The sequence below is a fragment of the Vibrio sp. D420a genome, from assembly GCF_030248625.1.
GTDB classification, from domain to species: Bacteria; Pseudomonadota; Gammaproteobacteria; order Enterobacterales; family Vibrionaceae; genus Vibrio; species Vibrio fortis_A.
The window spans coordinates 228,905-244,095 of sequence record NZ_JAHGAN010000002.1; the positions used below are offsets into that span (position 1 = coordinate 228,905).

Sequence of the window (15,191 nt, forward strand, 5' to 3'; positions counted from 1 at the left end):
ATCATGGCATTTACAAAAGTTTGTAAAATCGAAGACATCATCCCAGGTACTGGTGTTGTGGCACTGCTAAACGGCGAGCAAGTAGCAATCTTCCGCCCACGTGCAACAGAAGAAGTGTTCGCAATCAACAATATGGACCCATTCTTCCAGTCAAATGTGCTTTCTCGCGGCCTTATCGTTGAGCACAAAGACGAGCTATGGGTTGCAAGTCCGCTGAAGAAGCAGCGCTTCAATCTAGCGACTGGCTTGTGCATGGAAGATGAGCGTATGAGCGTGAAATCTTACAAAGCACGTGTTGTTAAAGGTGCAGTAGAAGTCGCGGCGTAATCGCTAAGATTTGATAGTTCAAGGGCTCTAGCGAGTGATGATTGTCATGACGACAACTAGAGCCTTTTCCTATCCAATTTTAACTTTTATTTTTAACTTTTAGTAAGGGCAATTTATGTCTGCTTTAAAACCTGTAGAATTCGTACAAACCATGATCGATGTTGGTGAAGCGAAAACAAAAACAAGTACTCGTGATCTTATTCTACGAGGCACGATGGCTGGTGTGATCCTTTCACTTGCTGTTGTAGTCGCGATTACGACTATCGTACAAACAGGTATCGGTATCGTTGGTGCCCTAGTGTTCCCAGTGGGCTTTGTGATTCTAAGTATCATGGGCTACGACTTGGTAACGGGTGTATTCGGTCTAGCACCACTAGCTAAGTTCGATAATCGTCCAGGTATCACTTGGGGTAAAATCTTCCGTTGTTGGGGTCTTGTTGGTCTAGGTAACCTGCTTGGTTCTCTACTTGTAGCTTTCTTGGTTGCTGTTTCTCTAACAGGTAACTTTTCTCTAGATCCAAATGCAGTAGCTCAAAAGTTCATTGCGGTTTCAACTGCGCGTAGCCTAGGTTTTGAAAACATGGGTATGGACGGATGGATTACGTGTTTCGTACGCGGTATCTTCTGTAACCTTATGGTTTGTCTAGGTGTAATTGGTAACATGACTGCACGTTCTATGCCTGGCAAAGTTGCGATGATGTGGTTCCCAATCTTCATCTTCTTCGCACTAGTGTTTGAGCACACAGTAGTAAACATGTTCCTATTCCCACTAGGTATGATTCTAGGTGCTGACTTCGGTATTGCGACTTGGTTGAACTTCAACCTTATCCCAACAATCCTAGGTAACATCGTTGGTGGTCTAGTGATGACTTGTATCCCACTTTACCTAACTCACGCTAAAACAGCGCCAGCGATTAAATAATCCTGACCAGAGTGATTAAGCGAATGAATTAACGGAAAGGCCCTGCAGTATACTGTGGGGCCTTTTTAGCTTCTTTACCTCGTTTATCTTCTTAATCTCGTTTGCCTTCTCAAGCATCGTTACCTTCTTTGGTTGTGAACATCAATATTCACTATGCTTTAAAGAGTACGACAACCAGTGATAAAGAATTGCAACGAGAATTACCAAAAACGTTAATTCAATTAGTTATGAAATATGCAAAAACTGTGATCGACGAGATGTTTTCTTGTTGATACAGTGAATTACAGCAAAATAATTAAAATAGGCGTAAGCAATGAGTGAGCAAGCAGTAGAAAAAGGTTTCGTTTCTTTGGTGGGTGCCGGTCCGGGCGACCCTGATTTATTAACCGTTAAAGCCGCACGAGTGATTCAACAAGCTGACGTTGTGGTATACGACCGTCTCGTATCTAAGGCAATCTTAGCGATGGCTAACCCAGATGCAGAGATGCTTTATGTTGGTAAAAAACTAGATCATCACTGCGTACCACAAGATCAAATCAATCAACTACTTGTGACTAAAGCTCAAGAAAACAAGCGCGTGGTACGTTTGAAAGGTGGTGACTCATTTATTTTTGGCCGTGGTGGCGAAGAGTGTGAAACCCTTGCTGAGAATGATGTTGCTTTTGAGGTTGTACCCGGGATTACGGCTGCTGCCGGTGCGACTGCTTATGCCGGTATCCCTCTAACGCATCGTGATCACGCACAAAGCGTACAGTTCATTACGGGTCACCTTAAGAAAGACGGTGAAGATATTGACTGGAAATCACTGGCTCAACACAACCACACCATCGTTTTCTACATGGGACTGAAAGAGAGTCCAAATATTCAGAAAAACCTGACTGACAACGGCATGCGTCAAGATATGCCTGTAGCAATTATCGAAAATGGTACGCGTCAGGAACAGAGAGTCTTTAGAGGTGGCTTGGGAGATTTGGCTGAGCTCGCTTCACAAGCTAAGAGCCCAGCATTGATTGTCGTTGGTAGTGTTGCTCAACTGCACGAGAAGCTGGCTTGGTTCAACCAACAATAACAACTTCTATTTGCTTGCCTAGATGCTGCAGCGGCTGGATTGTCGCTGCATCTCTTGCTGGCGCATCGGCATCTGGTCGATGAAGTTAGCTAAGAATGCCCAATCGGTTGTACCACTCCATCGATGTTTCTCTTTACCATCCTTGCCAATCAGAATCCCTGTGTGCTTACCCTTGGGGATCTCATAGATTTTCTTAACCGCTTCTAAGTTGAACTCTTCTTTTAACCAACTAGGCATGGTGTAACCGTTCTCGGCAATAACCATAACCACAATGTCACGTTCATCGATTTGGCAGTTGTTGATCAAAACACTATTCATAAATTCTTTGACCTTAGTGTCTTGGTCTGGCGCGAATAAGATAACGCTGCGATGTGGCAAACTGTGTGAGTGTTCATAGGCCGGGTAGGCGAGGGCAGTGTGAGAGCAAGCAACGATGCCTGCAATAGCGAGTAATCTTCCTAACATCCTATGACTCCTTTCAAACAACGCGTGTTGTTGCCACTAAAAACGCTCTAAAAAACTGTTTTTGAAAACGAGAGCAACAAACTCTGCACAATAATCAAGCAATGATTAAATGCCGATACGTAAAGCATAGTTGATAGGTTCAAAATCAACGATAAGCGACTCGCATTTATTAAGCAGATCGAATAGGGTAAAGGCTTATTTTTAAGAACCAAATAAAGGCATAGCGCCACAGGCACCATACATGGAAAATATTGCGATTCTGGTTGATGTTCAAAACGTGTATTACACAACAAGAGATAAGTATCGAAGTAATTTCGATTACAACCAATTTTGGTATGTGGCAACCACGGGGCGAAACGTCGTATCAGCTAATGCTTACGCAATTTCTAGCCAAGATCCAAAACAGCGTCAGTTCCATCATATCCTCCGCGGTGTGGGTTTCGATGTAAAACTAAAACCTTTCATTCAACGACGTGATGGCAGTGCTAAGGGCGATTGGGATGTCGGTATTGCGTTAGATGCAATCGAGTTGGCGGAGTCTGTCGATACGATCATTCTGGTTTCTGGTGATGGGGACTTCGAGATCTTAGTTGAACGTATGAAATCACGCTTCAATACAAAGGTGGAAGTCTACGGTGTACCGGGGTTAACAGCTCAAAATCTCATCGATTCTGCAACAAAATTTGTTCCAATCGAGAAAGATCTCCTAATGTAGCCAAATAGTGCAATTTTATAATTGAAATCAATTTTATGATAATTAAAATGCAAACCATTATTATTTAATAGGTGGTGGTGATGTCTCGCATTTTAGTGGTTGACGATGATATTCAGTTATGTGAATTGCTCTCTGAAGTGTTAGAAGCAGAGGGTTATCATGTTGATAAGGTCCATTGTGGCGAGAGTGCATTGGAGTTTATTCAGCAGAATCCGGTAGATCTGGTTCTACTGGATGTGATGCTGCCGAACCTTAACGGGTTACAGGTGGCAAGACGCATTTGCCAGCGCTTTGCCACTCCGATTCTTATGTTAACAGCGCTTAATGATGACGCTTCCATGCTAGACGGTTATCAAGCGGGTGCCGATCAGTACATCGCTAAGCCATTCAATGTGCCTGAGCTCCTGACTCGTATTAAAGTGATACTTCGTCGCGTTGGATTCGAGCGTCAGCGTCAATCTGTTGCAAGCTCGAACGAAGGCTTGTGTGAGCAACTGGCTCGTATACCTCTGACTGGAACAGAAAAAGACCTGCTTGATTACCTGATTAAGCATAATGGCATTGTTGTTTCTAAGTCTGATCTTCAAGTTCACGTGCTTAAGAGAGAGTTGTGCCCATTCGATCGCAACCTTGATATGCATATCAGCAACATTCGACGTAAGTTAGTACAGGCGGGTATTTCAAAGCAGCACATTAAAACGGTGCGCGGCAAAGGCTACAGTTACTTAGAGTCTGTAAGTGCATGAGTTCAAGTTATTTTCGTTGTCCTTCTTTTATTGAGAAACGCAAGGACGGTTTGACGTTTCAGCTGTTTGCCTACCTAACAATCATTATTGTCAGCATTTTTATCTTTCAGGGTATCGCGGAAAAGGCGCTGATGAGAGCCTTGCTGAAAGTTCCAGACTCAGTGAAGTCAGATATGTTAGATCTGGCTTACCAAGCGGACATCTTGATTGAAGAAGGGGATATGGATGAATTGGCGGATTGGGCCAATGCACAAGAGTACTATCTATTCGTGCTCGATAAAGATAAACATCCAATTACCCATCGCCACATGCACCCACACTTTGAGTTCAAACTGAGATTCTTAAGGGATCTGGATCACCAGCTTGATGCGCAAGTAAATCAACCTATTCTTGGTATTCCTTTGAAACATGACAACCTGTTAGTGGTTCAGTTTCCGAGGTACTTTCACCCGGCTCATACCTTTTCGACATACTCTTCATTGATGAAGGTGTTTATTGCTTTTGTCATTTTGATTTTGTTCTCTCAGATCCTCTCAAGGCGTCTCCAACAGCCTTTAGATCGATTACGCGAAGCAAGTCGTCGATTAGCGCAAGGTGATTTCTCTGTCGAGGTTGTGTCTGAGTTGAAATCGAACACTCGGGAATTTAACGAACTAGCAAGTGACTTCGACCATATGACACAAGAGATTAAGTCGCTAGGTGAGAAGCAACGGCGGCTAATTCGTGATGTTTCTCATGAGCTAAGAACCCCACTGGCAAGACAAAACTTAGTGTTGCACCTGCTACGTAACAGTGTTGAAGATAAATCGGCGCGCCTGATTGATAGACTTGAGAATGAAACCAAGGAGATGAATGACCTCGTTGGCGAAATTCTCGAATATAGCCGTTTAGAGAATGCACGCTATGACGCTGATGTTACTTCTATGAACGTTGAACATTACTGTTCTCTGCTGGTTTCTGAAATGCAACACGACCTTAAAGGTGAGCAAATGCTGGTGGCTCATTTGTCGAATCAGACACCAAGTGTCGACCTTGATGAAAGGCTTGTCCTTCGTGTAGTGAGAAATATTGTTGGTAATGCCATTAAATATGCAGGACCAGAAGCGCGTATTGCATTGACCACGTATTACTACGAAGAAAGTTCGACCAAGCGTTACACTGTCATTTCAATAGAAGACAATGGTCCAGGTATTCCAGATGAGCAACTTTCGAGTGTGTTTAGCCCATTCACTCGCCTAGAATCAGCGCGTGATAAAAAGTCAGGCGGTTATGGTTTAGGCTTAGCTATCGTTAAAGAATCGATGGCAGTGATGAATGGTCATGTAAAGGCAGAGAACAAATCGGAAGGAGGATTGAGGATCAATCTTATGTTCCCAGTACAGCCTTGAATTAAAAAGAAAACGCGATAGATGACATGAAAGCGGCTCCTGTATTAAGGGGCCGCTTTGGTTTCTACTCTACGCCGCTGTCGCGTTGGCTTGTTTGACATAATGCTGCAGCGCTGTAAGAGAGAGCGACTTCGAATAATACCAACCTTGTATCGAGATAGAGTCGTTCTGAGGAATTAAATCGAGTTGCTGTTGAGTTTCAACGCCCTCCACCACACAACTTAAATCCAGCTCTTGAGCGACTCTTAACATTGCGTAGAAGACCCGTTTGCCTTTTTCGTTGCCTAGCGCTAACACAAAGCTACGGTCAATTTTAATGCAGTCCACATCAAACTGATTCAGATAGCTCAAAGATGAAAAACCAACGCCAAAGTCATCTAGGAAGATCTTACACCCAAGCTTCTTGAGGCGTTGGAGTGATTCCAACACTTTAGTTGTGTCTGTAACTAGACTCTCCTCGGTAATCTCAATACTGACCCATTCGGCGACGGGCTCTATAGTTCGACAGATGCGGTTCATAACTTCTTTATTTAGCAGTGTCTCGGGTGTGATGTTGATACTGGTTGGTAGCATGCACTGGTTTACCTGAGAGACCTTGAGGTCGGACACAACTTTTTTGACCGTCCATAAATCGATATCTGGCATCATGTTCGCTTGCTCGAAATAAGGAAGGAATGCACCAGGGTAGAGTATCTCACCGGACATTGGGTCTTTAGCTCGAATTAACGCTTCGCACGAAATCACTTTGCCTGATGCGGTTTGAACTTGAGGTTGATACTCCATACAGAAATCGATTTGAGCGTAGCGGCGTAAACCTTGTTCTAATTCCAGTGTCGCTTTTTGCTGGCTCACTTTTTCAGAGACTCTATCTGCACTCAATACGTCGGCCTCTTCACGGCGTCTAGAGTAACTAGAATCAAAAAATGGAAATGCGATGCGGTCGGCTAGATTGAGTTTGTTCATTCGCATTACAAATGGCGTGTAAATAGCAAGGTCAACCAAGATTAGAAAGCATTGCAGTAACACCGCATTGAAATCCCCCTGAGTCGCCAACCAACCATTAAAGAGTACCGGACTACTGAATGGGACAACAACCGATGGTATCGTCACAAGGCCCGCAGTGAGCACCGTATGAGATATGACTAAGTTTACGACAGGAACAATAAGGAAGGGCCAAAATAGTCGCGGATTAAAGATGATTGGAAGCCCGAACAATAGGATCTCATTGATGTTTAAAAGTACCAACGGTAAGGCGGCTATCGCGATCAGTTTGGAGGCTCTGTCTTTGGCAAAGAACAGCAGTGAGATTACTAAGCCCAATGTACCACCACAACCGCCAATAAAAACAAAGATAGCCATCATAGAGTGATTTACTGCTGGGGTGTTTTGAGTCAGTGATGCTTGCTCAGGCACCGCTGCAATCAAAACATCGATCCAAGGTAACAGTGCGTAGTAACCATGGATGCCGATAAACCACAAGAAGGAGTTAAATAGTGAGTACAAAACGCCGAATGCTAGCGAGGAGTACTCGAACAGGTGGTCAAGCCCACCAAAATCAAGGAAATAACTGAAGAGTGATACAAGTAACCAGCTGACGTTTAACATTAAAACTGCAGCAATGATTGAAGGCACAATAAGGTTGAGTGAATCTTTTACCGTTTTTCCTACTTGTTCACTTCTTACAATTTTTAGCCATTTCTTTCGATAGAAGAAAGCAATCAGCGGAATGCTATAGAGTGGAGTTACTACCGAAATGATGAGTTCAAACGTGACTTTTACGTCAGAGAATGTCTGATGGAACAGCGCAAGATAGACAATAGAGATAAGCGCGATAGGTGGGCGAGGCAGACGCCATTGCATCGCTAAGATGTAAGAGAGCGCAGCAGTCAAAAGGATAGGGAATATCGTATTTAACTGATGAGAAGCGTTATAGAGCGTTTGAACCCAATATCTATCTTTGCCAACGGTAAACTCACCGATAGAGGCACAGAATAAAATGAGAGAAGAGATCATCAGGCAAGGAAGGATCCAAAGAAGCCCTTCACGTATCGCAAGCATCTGATTCGCTAATACCAATCTTGCTGTTGGTAAGAATCGTTTTCTGTTGTTCGTAAGCTCTTGATCCATATGAGCACTTATACCGAGATGATTTAACGGTTATTGTACCAATTAATCGAGAGCTATCTATGATTTTATGTAAATATGAAGCAATGATTTTCATATATGAGACATATGTTTACAGCTAAATGCGATTGGTTGGTTATGGATGGTGAAAGGAAAACAAAAACGCCGCTTCATGAGAAGCGGCGTTGAATTATTTCGTGAAAAGAGATTATGCCTGGCGAGCTAGATTCACTTGCTCTTCTTTTTCACCTGCTGCAGGGTCGTTGAAGCGTGCTTCGTCGAATGCACCTTCTGACTTAGCAACAATAATAGAGACTGCGCTGTCACCTGTAATGTTAACCGCAGTACGGATCATATCCAGTAGACGGTCAACACCCATGATAAGAGCAATACCTTCTAACGGTAGACCAACTTGGTTAAGAACCATTGCTAGCATAACCAGACCAACACCAGGAACACCTGCTGTACCTACAGAGGCTAGGGTAGCTGTCATGATAACCATTAGGTAATCAGTCATAGATAGGTCGATGTTGTACGCTTGAGCGATGAACGCTGTTGCAACGCCCTGCATGATAGCTGTGCCGTCCATGTTTACTGTCGCGCCTAGAGGTACAGTAAACGAAGCTACTTTGTTATCAACACCCATGCGGTTCTTCGCTGTTTCCATTGTTACAGGAATTGTCGCGTTTGAAGAAGCCGTAGAGAATGCGAACATGATAGCGTCTTCCATTTTACGTAGGAACGTAATTGGATTTAGGCCAGTAAAGCCTTTTAGCATTAAGCTGTAAGTCACTAGGCCGTGAAGTACAAGGGTACCCGCAAGAACTAGGAAGTATTCAGCAAGGTTCCAAATCGCACCCAAGCCAAGACCAGAGAACAGTTTCGCCATCAAGAAGAACACACCGTAAGGAGCTAGGTTCATCAGTAGCGCAACAAGCTTCATGATTACTTCGTTAAGATCTTGGAATACAGCTGCAATACGTTCACCCGGCTTGCCCGCTGCACTAATTGCAATACCAAACAATACCGCGAATACGATTACTTGAAGTGTTTTACCTTCTGCCATCGCTTGGATAGGGTTGGTTGGGAACATGTCGATGATGACTTGGCCTAGAGAAGGCGCATCAGCTGATTTGAACGAGCTAGCTGCGGTTAGGTCAGCACCAGCACCAGGTTGGAAGAAATTACCGATTGTTAGAGCAAGGGTAATTGCAACCGCTGTAGTACCAATGTAAAGAGCCAGTGTTTTACCGCCCATACGACCCAACGTAGATAGGTCTTTCAAAGAACTAGTACCGCATACTAGTGATACAAAGACCAAAGGAACAACAAGCATTTTTAAGCTGGCAACAAAGATTTTGCCGCCGACTTCGAATAGTCCGTTAACAATGTATGTATTAACAAAGCCACTTTCTGCAAATAGGGATTGAATGGCGAATCCCACTAAGATACCTGCGACCATACCGAGAATAACGCGGCCGGTCAGAGACATAGGTTTCTTGGTATTCATTTAGAACACTCCTTTTAATTATAACTTTGAGACCTTTCAAAGTGAGCGGCAGATTAGCAGTCGCAAGATTAAATAAAAAAACAAAATTGTTGGACAGAATTATAGATGTGATCAAAGTCACCTGATTTTTATCGGTAAAAACAAAATAAACACAAAGTTAGATCATTATATTTAACATTTGTTACTGATTTTTAATGGCCTTCTCAATAATCAGTGAAGTGGATCGAGTTACATATGAAAGGATGATTTCGTATCGACTTAATGGCTTTTAACGCATGATTGCGGCTGAAATCGCACTGATTCGACATTTAAGCGAATAATGCGTGAATCCAATATCGGTAACTGAGTAAATAACCTAATAAAACGGGCAGTTACCGCAACGCCTTTACATAACTTTACAAATGCAAAGATTGTAAATTTAATGCAAATAGTAATGGTTATCACTTATATTCCCCTCCGAAATATTCAGTAGTACCGGAAACGGTAGATCAAGCAACGTACCGAAAGGACAGTTGCTTGAATAATAAAAAAGAGTCGGAGAAAAGGACATGTTTTCAAAAAGCCCATTGGCTTTGGTGATTGGCGCAGTATTGGCGTCACCAGCTGTATTAGCAGAAACAGCAAAAACAGATGAGCATATGGTTGTTGAAGGCCGTGACTACGGTTACAAGGCAGACACTAACACAACAGCAATGCGCATGGAGGCAACTCAGCTAGAGACTCCAGGACAAGTTTCAATCATTGATGAGCAAATTATCGATGAGCAACGTGCTAGCACGCTAGGTGAAGTACTAAAGAATGATGCTTCTATTTCTGCAGGTTCGAAATCAACGAACCGTGAACGTTTTAGCCTACGTGGTTTCTCTCTTGAAAGTAGCTCAGGTTACCTGCGTGATGGCGTACAACACTGGTCACACTACCGCCAACCTGTTGAATTGTTAGAAAGAGTAGAAGTACTGAAAGGCCCTGCAGGTCTACTATATGGTAAGTCTGCACCTGGTGGTCTTGTAAACATGGTAGCTAAGAAGCCTACTTACGAGACACAAGTGAACGTGAGCCAAGATATCGGTTCTGATAACTACACTCGCACTGTTGCTGACGTGAGCGGTTCTCTTAACGATGATCAAACACTTCGCGCTCGCGTTATCGTTTCTCAAGAAAATCAAGATTCATACCGCACTCGCTTTGATGGCACTGATGTAGAAACAGAACGTTTTGTTGGTGGCTTATTCGTTGATTACGACATTAACGAAGATGTGATGCTTTCTCTACACTACGACCGTACTCAAGAGCTAGGTGATCTAGACAATGGTTCAAAGATCGATACAACTACGGGTAAAGTGATCAACCCAGATATCGTTAACGACCAACGTTTTGCGCAGACAGACAACGATGTAGCAAACTACGGTGCAACGATTGCGGCAAACATCAATGAAACTTGGTCTGTAAAGACGGGGATCTCACGTCAGTTCTACGAGCGTCAACGTACAGAGTCTAATAATACTGTCTACCAAACTGGCAGCGAGTACGGCTACAAAGTTTCGGACCGTCATGACGAGTGGACATTTGACACAGCTTACGTTGATTTCACTGGCGACTTTGATGCATTTGGCGTAAATCACCGTTTACTAGTTGGTGCTAACGGTCTTCATTACGATTACAAGCGTCTGTACGCATCAGGCTACGCATGTAAAAATGCAACAGAAGCGGAAGCGATCAAGGAGTGTGGTAACGGCTTCGACATGCCATCAGACATCAGCTACAAGAATGATACCTCAGTATCTCATTCTGAGAGCCAACACTACGGTCTATATGTACAAGACTTAGTAACTCTAAATGAACAGTGGCAGGTTCTTGCGGGTGTTCGTTTCGCTTACGATAAGACAATCAGCAGCTCTGATAAAGAAGAAAGCTACAACAACATTCTTCCTAAAGCGGGTCTAATCTACTCGCCAGCAGAAAATGGCTCTATCTACGCGGTTTACTCTGAGAGCTTTGAGCCAGTAAGTGAAATTTCTGATTCAAGTGATGTTAACTTCGGTAAAGAGCAAGATGCGAAGAAAGGTACACTTTACGAAGTAGGTACTAAGTGGGAGCTATTCGATGAGCGTTTGTTTGTTTCTGGCGCACTATTCCAGATCACGCAGTCGAACATGCAAGTGACAGAAGACCTAACAACTCCAGTAAATGGTGCTGACCAAATCACAACGCAAGTGGGTGAACAGGTTCACACTGGTGCTGAGCTTGCTGCGACTGGTTACTTAACAGAAGCATTCTCTCTAAGCGCTTCGACAATGTTCCTAGATGCAGAATACAAAAATGATCCTGCTCTAGAAGGTAAAACACCAGCTGATGTGCCTGAGTTCACAGCTAGCATTTGGTCTACATATGCATTCAATAACGGTACAGATGTAAACCTAGGTGTTTACCACGTAGGCGAGCGTTATGCTGAGAGTGCAAACACGTTTAAGAAAGATGCTTATACTCGTGTAGATATGGGTGTTGCACACACGTTTAAATATGACGAAAATCTAGACTTCGTAGCTCGTTTCAATGTAGAAAACCTATTTGATACTGACTACCTAGAGGGTGGTAGCACAAGTGGTGTAGTGGTTGGCGAAGGTCGCAACTACATGGCGACGCTACAAGTTAAGTACTAATTTGTTACTGAACAATAAACGTTAAGTTAATGAATAGGGGGAAGTTTTGGCTTTCCCCTTTATTCGTTGTTTATTTAAAAAATATCCCTAGCCAAGCGAGTGACTTTTAATGATAATGAGAGTGTTTATCAATAAAATTCATTTGAACTTCTTCTAAAGTAATTGACGACAACTATGAATCTTCTAAAAACCAGTCTTGCCCTAGCGATTAGCATGATGGCAACGTCTTCAATAGCAAGCAGCTTAGATCAAGCGCAAGCTATCCAAAACAAGACCAACAACGCCTCGGCTGCAAGCCAAAAGGTTATCGATAAAAGCGCTGAAACGAGCTTAGCCCTCAAAGCGGAAATTGAGCGCTTACAGGAAGAAGTGAAAAACCTAGAAATTTATCACGACCACCTAGCGGCCTTAGTTGAAAGCCAAAATAAAGAAGCTGACAGCATTAATGCTCAGATCGATGAGATCAAGTACACACGTCAAGGTGTTGTGCCACTGATGTATCAGATGATTGATGGCTTGCAGGTATTGGTTGAGAAAGATGTACCAATTAAAAAGGAACAACGTCTAGAACGTGTCGAAAAGCTGAAAGCTATGATGACACGCGCTGATGTTAGCGATGCAGAAAAATACCGTCGTATTCTTGAAGCGTACCAAATTGAAATGGACTACGGCATTAAGCTGGGTGTTTACCAAGGACGTATCGAGCTGAGCGACAGCAAAGTGATTGAGGCAGACGTACTTCATTTAGGTCGCGCTTCTCTTGTTGCTCGCAACCTGAATGGCACTCAGTACTGGTCTTGGAATCAAGTAGCAAATCAATGGCAAGCTCAAGATGCTTCAATGAAATCTGATCTAGACAAGGCTTTTGATATCGCAAGCCAGCAGGCGGCGCCAAGCCTGATCACTCTTCCTGTATCTTTGACTGTTGCGGAGGCTAAATAATGAAACTGAAACCTTTAGCAACCTTACTTTGTATCTCTACACTGACTCTTTCTGGCCTTGCTAACGCAAACACTAGCGAACTTGTTGGTAAAGCTGCGACTGAAAATAAAGCCCAAGCATCGCATAACGTTGCTCGTGAATCTGGCTTTAAACAAACAGAGAAAGAACTAAAAGCGCTTCGCACTCATCTTGAAACTAAGCGTAAGCAAATCCAAGAGCAGACAGATGTTCTCACTAAAACGTTTAGCGACAACGAAGATAAACTAGCACGTCTAGAAGAGAAGCTACGCCTAGAGACAGGCAGCCTTGGTGAACTATTTGGTGTTGTTCGTCAAAATGCCAAAGAACTTGAAGTTGAACTTCACAACACAGTAAACAGTGTTGATCGCGCACAATATACTTCAACCGTTGACGAAATCATCGACGCGAAATCTCTTCCTTCTATGCCACAACTTACTGCATTGTGGTTAAGCATGTCTGAGCAGATTCAAGCGAGTAGCGAACTGACGAAGAATCAGATCGCATTCATCGATGGCGAAGGTACAACGAGTCAAGTTGATGCTTACCGTATTGGTTCATTGGGTCTAGTGACAGAGCAAGGTTACGTTAACTGGAACACACAACGTAACGACGCTATTGCTTACTTTAAACAACCGGATAACGGCCCAACGATTACGTCACTGAGCACACTAGCATCGGGTACTCCGTCGAACATCGTTGTCGATCCATCTCGTGGTTTCATGCTGGAGCAACTTGCGCTGACACCAACACTTCAAGATCGTCTAGAAGCAGGTGGTGTTGTTGGTAAGGTGATTCTTGGTCTACTTGCGATTGGTCTTATTATTGCGCTTTTCCGTGGTATCGCACTTGCGGTTGCTCGACAAAAGATCCGCTCTCAGCTTAAGAAGCCAGAACAGCCAGGTAACAACCCTCTAGGTCGTATCCTATCGGTATACAATAAAGAGCAAAAGCAAACTGTAGAAGCGTTAGAACTGCGTCTGCTTGAAGCGGTAGTAGATGAGCAAACGCATTTAGAGAAAGGCTTGTCGATGCTTAAGCTTCTTGCAGCACTGGCACCAATGCTTGGTCTATTAGGTACTGTGACAGGTATGATCGAAACTTTCCAAGTGATTACTCAGTTTGGTAATGGCGATCCGAAAGTGATGGCTGGTGGTATTTCTATGGCACTGGTAACGACAGTTCTTGGTCTTGTCGCTGCAATGCCACTGCTATTAGCTCACAACTTATTGAGTACTCAATCAGAGAATATTCGTAACATTCTTGAGAAACAGGGTATTGGTTTAGTTGCTGAGCAAGCTGAAAAAGCGACCCAACCAAAGGCGGATGTTGAGCCAATGGGGACAGCGGCGTAATGGATATCTTGTTGTCTAGTTCACTATTTTCCAGTGGCTGGCTGCTATCCTTGTCTGATTTCATGGAGCAGGGCGGTTTCGTCCTGTGGTGGTTGGCTGCTGTTGTACTCGTATATTGGGTATTGGTGGTTGAACGCGTTCTTTACTTGGCGTTTTATTTCCCAAAACAGCGTAAAGCCTGGATTGAACAATGGAATGAACGACATGACCAGTCCTCTTGGCACGCGAAAGCGATTCGAGAAGGTTGGTTGGGTCAAGCAAGCCTATTACTTAATCAGAACTTAAACTTCATCAAACTCTTAGTTGCGATCTGTCCAATGCTAGGTCTGCTTGGCACAGTAACGGGTATGATCTCTGTGTTTGATGTAATGGCGACACAAGGTAGTAGCGATCCTAAGCTGATGGCTTCTGGTATCTCTCTAGCTACACTGCCAACAATGGCAGGTATGGTTGCGGCCTTAGCGGGTATGTTTGTTCATGCTCGTTTGGCGAAAGTATGCAGTCGCTTAGAAATAAAATTAGAAAAATCATTAAGGAGTCAACGATGAGACTCGGAAGACGTCATTCTAAAAACGAAGAGGCTCAAATCGACCTGACTTCGATGCTTGATATTGTATTTATCATGCTTATCTTCTTTATCGTGACGAGCTCATTTGTACGTGAGTCGGGGGTAGAAGTTAATCGCCCTCAAGCATCCAACGTAGTTAGTCAAAAAGATGCGGGTATCTTTGTTGCGATAACATCAGCGAATGATATCTACATTGATAAACGTCTGATTGATGTTGAGCGTGTACAAGCGACCCTCGAACACCTGCTGCTTGAGCAACCTGAAGCATCACTTGTTATCCAAGCGGATGAACACGCTTACAACGGCACTGTTGTTAAGGTGATGGATGCAGCGAAAGGTGCTGGCGTTAAAAACATAGCGCTTGCCGCTGAACAGCGATAGC

At 43.6% G+C, this 15,191-nt stretch carries 14 protein-coding genes; 11 read left to right on the top strand and 3 right to left on the bottom strand.

From position 1 onward, the window contains the following. Positions 1-3 precede the first annotated feature (3 nt). The 3 genes from nirD (at position 4) to cobA (ending at position 2,318) form a co-directional block, all read left to right on the top strand. Positions 4-327 carry a nitrite reductase small subunit NirD gene (gene nirD, locus KI743_RS01895; RefSeq protein WP_032552473.1) on the top strand — a complete coding sequence of 108 codons (324 nt, stop codon included), beginning with the start codon at positions 4-6 and terminating at the stop codon, positions 325-327. A 115-nt stretch (positions 328-442) separates the two neighbouring features. Then, the gene (locus KI743_RS01900) at positions 443-1,249 is read left to right on the top strand and encodes a formate/nitrite transporter family protein (RefSeq protein WP_032552474.1); all 807 of its coding nucleotides are present in this window, start codon (positions 443-445) and stop codon (positions 1,247-1,249) included. A gap of 313 nt (positions 1,250-1,562) precedes the next feature. Continuing rightward, positions 1,563-2,318: a uroporphyrinogen-III C-methyltransferase gene (gene cobA, locus KI743_RS01905; RefSeq protein ID WP_285464575.1), complete on the top strand. Its 756-nt coding sequence runs from the start codon at positions 1,563-1,565 to the stop codon at positions 2,316-2,318. Between the two features lie 18 nt (positions 2,319-2,336). On the opposite strand, the gene KI743_RS01910 is transcribed toward cobA, so the two are convergent. Next, on the bottom strand, positions 2,337-2,783 hold the full coding sequence (locus KI743_RS01910; RefSeq protein ID WP_050487459.1) for a DUF4174 domain-containing protein: 447 nt from the start codon (positions 2,781-2,783) through the stop codon (positions 2,337-2,339). A gap of 241 nt (positions 2,784-3,024) precedes the next feature. Between KI743_RS01910 and KI743_RS01915 the strand changes: the two genes are divergently transcribed. The 3 genes from KI743_RS01915 to KI743_RS01925 all read left to right on the top strand — a co-directional run bounded on the left by KI743_RS01915 (position 3,025) and on the right by KI743_RS01925 (position 5,632). Then, positions 3,025-3,498: an NYN domain-containing protein gene (locus KI743_RS01915; RefSeq protein WP_032552476.1), complete on the top strand. Its 474-nt coding sequence runs from the start codon at positions 3,025-3,027 to the stop codon at positions 3,496-3,498. 80 nt (positions 3,499-3,578) lie between these two features. Next, positions 3,579-4,244, top strand: a complete 666-nt coding sequence (locus KI743_RS01920) for a response regulator transcription factor (RefSeq protein ID WP_032552477.1) — start codon at positions 3,579-3,581, stop codon at positions 4,242-4,244. Then, positions 4,241-5,632 carry a sensor histidine kinase gene (locus KI743_RS01925; protein WP_285464582.1) on the top strand — a complete coding sequence of 464 codons (1,392 nt, stop codon included), beginning with the start codon at positions 4,241-4,243 and terminating at the stop codon, positions 5,630-5,632. Before KI743_RS01920 ends, KI743_RS01925 begins: the two co-directional genes overlap by 4 nt. A gap of 69 nt (positions 5,633-5,701) precedes the next feature. On the opposite strand, the gene KI743_RS01930 is transcribed toward KI743_RS01925, so the two are convergent. Together KI743_RS01930 and KI743_RS01935 are read right to left on the bottom strand one after the other, a co-directional pair. After that, the gene (locus KI743_RS01930; protein WP_285464584.1) at positions 5,702-7,759 is read right to left on the bottom strand and encodes an EAL domain-containing protein; all 2,058 of its coding nucleotides are present in this window, start codon (positions 7,757-7,759) and stop codon (positions 5,702-5,704) included. Between the two features lie 205 nt (positions 7,760-7,964). Continuing rightward, positions 7,965-9,266: a dicarboxylate/amino acid:cation symporter gene (locus tag KI743_RS01935; protein ID WP_032552479.1), complete on the bottom strand. Its 1,302-nt coding sequence runs from the start codon at positions 9,264-9,266 to the stop codon at positions 7,965-7,967. 548 nt (positions 9,267-9,814) lie between these two features. Here KI743_RS01935 and KI743_RS01940 point away from each other — a divergent pair. From KI743_RS01940 to KI743_RS01960, 5 genes are all read left to right on the top strand, one after another. After that, positions 9,815-11,926 (top strand): TonB-dependent siderophore receptor, encoded by a 2,112-nt coding sequence (locus KI743_RS01940; protein WP_285464585.1) that lies wholly within the window; start codon positions 9,815-9,817, stop codon positions 11,924-11,926. Positions 11,927-12,100: 174 nt separating this feature from the next. Then, positions 12,101-12,868 carry a DUF3450 domain-containing protein gene (locus KI743_RS01945; RefSeq protein WP_285464587.1) on the top strand — a complete coding sequence of 256 codons (768 nt, stop codon included), beginning with the start codon at positions 12,101-12,103 and terminating at the stop codon, positions 12,866-12,868. Next, positions 12,868-14,241, top strand: a complete 1,374-nt coding sequence (locus KI743_RS01950) for a MotA/TolQ/ExbB proton channel family protein (RefSeq protein ID WP_285464590.1) — start codon at positions 12,868-12,870, stop codon at positions 14,239-14,241. The genes KI743_RS01945 and KI743_RS01950 overlap by 1 nt, the downstream gene beginning before the upstream one ends. Further along, positions 14,241-14,789: a MotA/TolQ/ExbB proton channel family protein gene (locus KI743_RS01955; protein ID WP_150869532.1), complete on the top strand. Its 549-nt coding sequence runs from the start codon at positions 14,241-14,243 to the stop codon at positions 14,787-14,789. The genes KI743_RS01950 and KI743_RS01955 overlap by 1 nt, the downstream gene beginning before the upstream one ends. Continuing rightward, positions 14,786-15,190, top strand: coding sequence for a biopolymer transporter ExbD (locus KI743_RS01960; RefSeq protein ID WP_032552484.1), 405 nt, complete (start codon positions 14,786-14,788; stop codon positions 15,188-15,190). Before KI743_RS01955 ends, KI743_RS01960 begins: the two co-directional genes overlap by 4 nt. The last annotated feature ends 1 nt before the right edge of the window (position 15,191 follow it).

What these genes read in the sequence shown, in the direction of transcription:
- nirD (WP_032552473.1), top strand. Translation starts at nt 4, where the DNA reads ATGGCATTTACAAAAGTTTGTAAAATCGAAGACATCATCCCAGGTACT.
- KI743_RS01900 (WP_032552474.1), top strand. Translation starts at nt 443, where the DNA reads ATGTCTGCTTTAAAACCTGTAGAATTCGTACAAACCATGATCGATGTT.
- cobA (WP_285464575.1), top strand. Translation starts at nt 1,563, where the DNA reads ATGAGTGAGCAAGCAGTAGAAAAAGGTTTCGTTTCTTTGGTGGGTGCC.
- KI743_RS01910 (WP_050487459.1), bottom strand. Translation starts at nt 2,783, where the DNA reads ATGTTAGGAAGATTACTCGCTATTGCAGGCATCGTTGCTTGCTCTCAC.
- KI743_RS01915 (WP_032552476.1), top strand. Translation starts at nt 3,025, where the DNA reads ATGGAAAATATTGCGATTCTGGTTGATGTTCAAAACGTGTATTACACA.
- KI743_RS01920 (WP_032552477.1), top strand. Translation starts at nt 3,579, where the DNA reads ATGTCTCGCATTTTAGTGGTTGACGATGATATTCAGTTATGTGAATTG.
- KI743_RS01925 (WP_285464582.1), top strand. Translation starts at nt 4,241, where the DNA reads ATGAGTTCAAGTTATTTTCGTTGTCCTTCTTTTATTGAGAAACGCAAG.
- KI743_RS01930 (WP_285464584.1), bottom strand. Translation starts at nt 7,759, where the DNA reads ATGGATCAAGAGCTTACGAACAACAGAAAACGATTCTTACCAACAGCA.
- KI743_RS01935 (WP_032552479.1), bottom strand. Translation starts at nt 9,266, where the DNA reads ATGAATACCAAGAAACCTATGTCTCTGACCGGCCGCGTTATTCTCGGT.
- KI743_RS01940 (WP_285464585.1), top strand. Translation starts at nt 9,815, where the DNA reads ATGTTTTCAAAAAGCCCATTGGCTTTGGTGATTGGCGCAGTATTGGCG.
- KI743_RS01945 (WP_285464587.1), top strand. Translation starts at nt 12,101, where the DNA reads ATGAATCTTCTAAAAACCAGTCTTGCCCTAGCGATTAGCATGATGGCA.
- KI743_RS01950 (WP_285464590.1), top strand. Translation starts at nt 12,868, where the DNA reads ATGAAACTGAAACCTTTAGCAACCTTACTTTGTATCTCTACACTGACT.
- KI743_RS01955 (WP_150869532.1), top strand. Translation starts at nt 14,241, where the DNA reads ATGGATATCTTGTTGTCTAGTTCACTATTTTCCAGTGGCTGGCTGCTA.
- KI743_RS01960 (WP_032552484.1), top strand. Translation starts at nt 14,786, where the DNA reads ATGAGACTCGGAAGACGTCATTCTAAAAACGAAGAGGCTCAAATCGAC.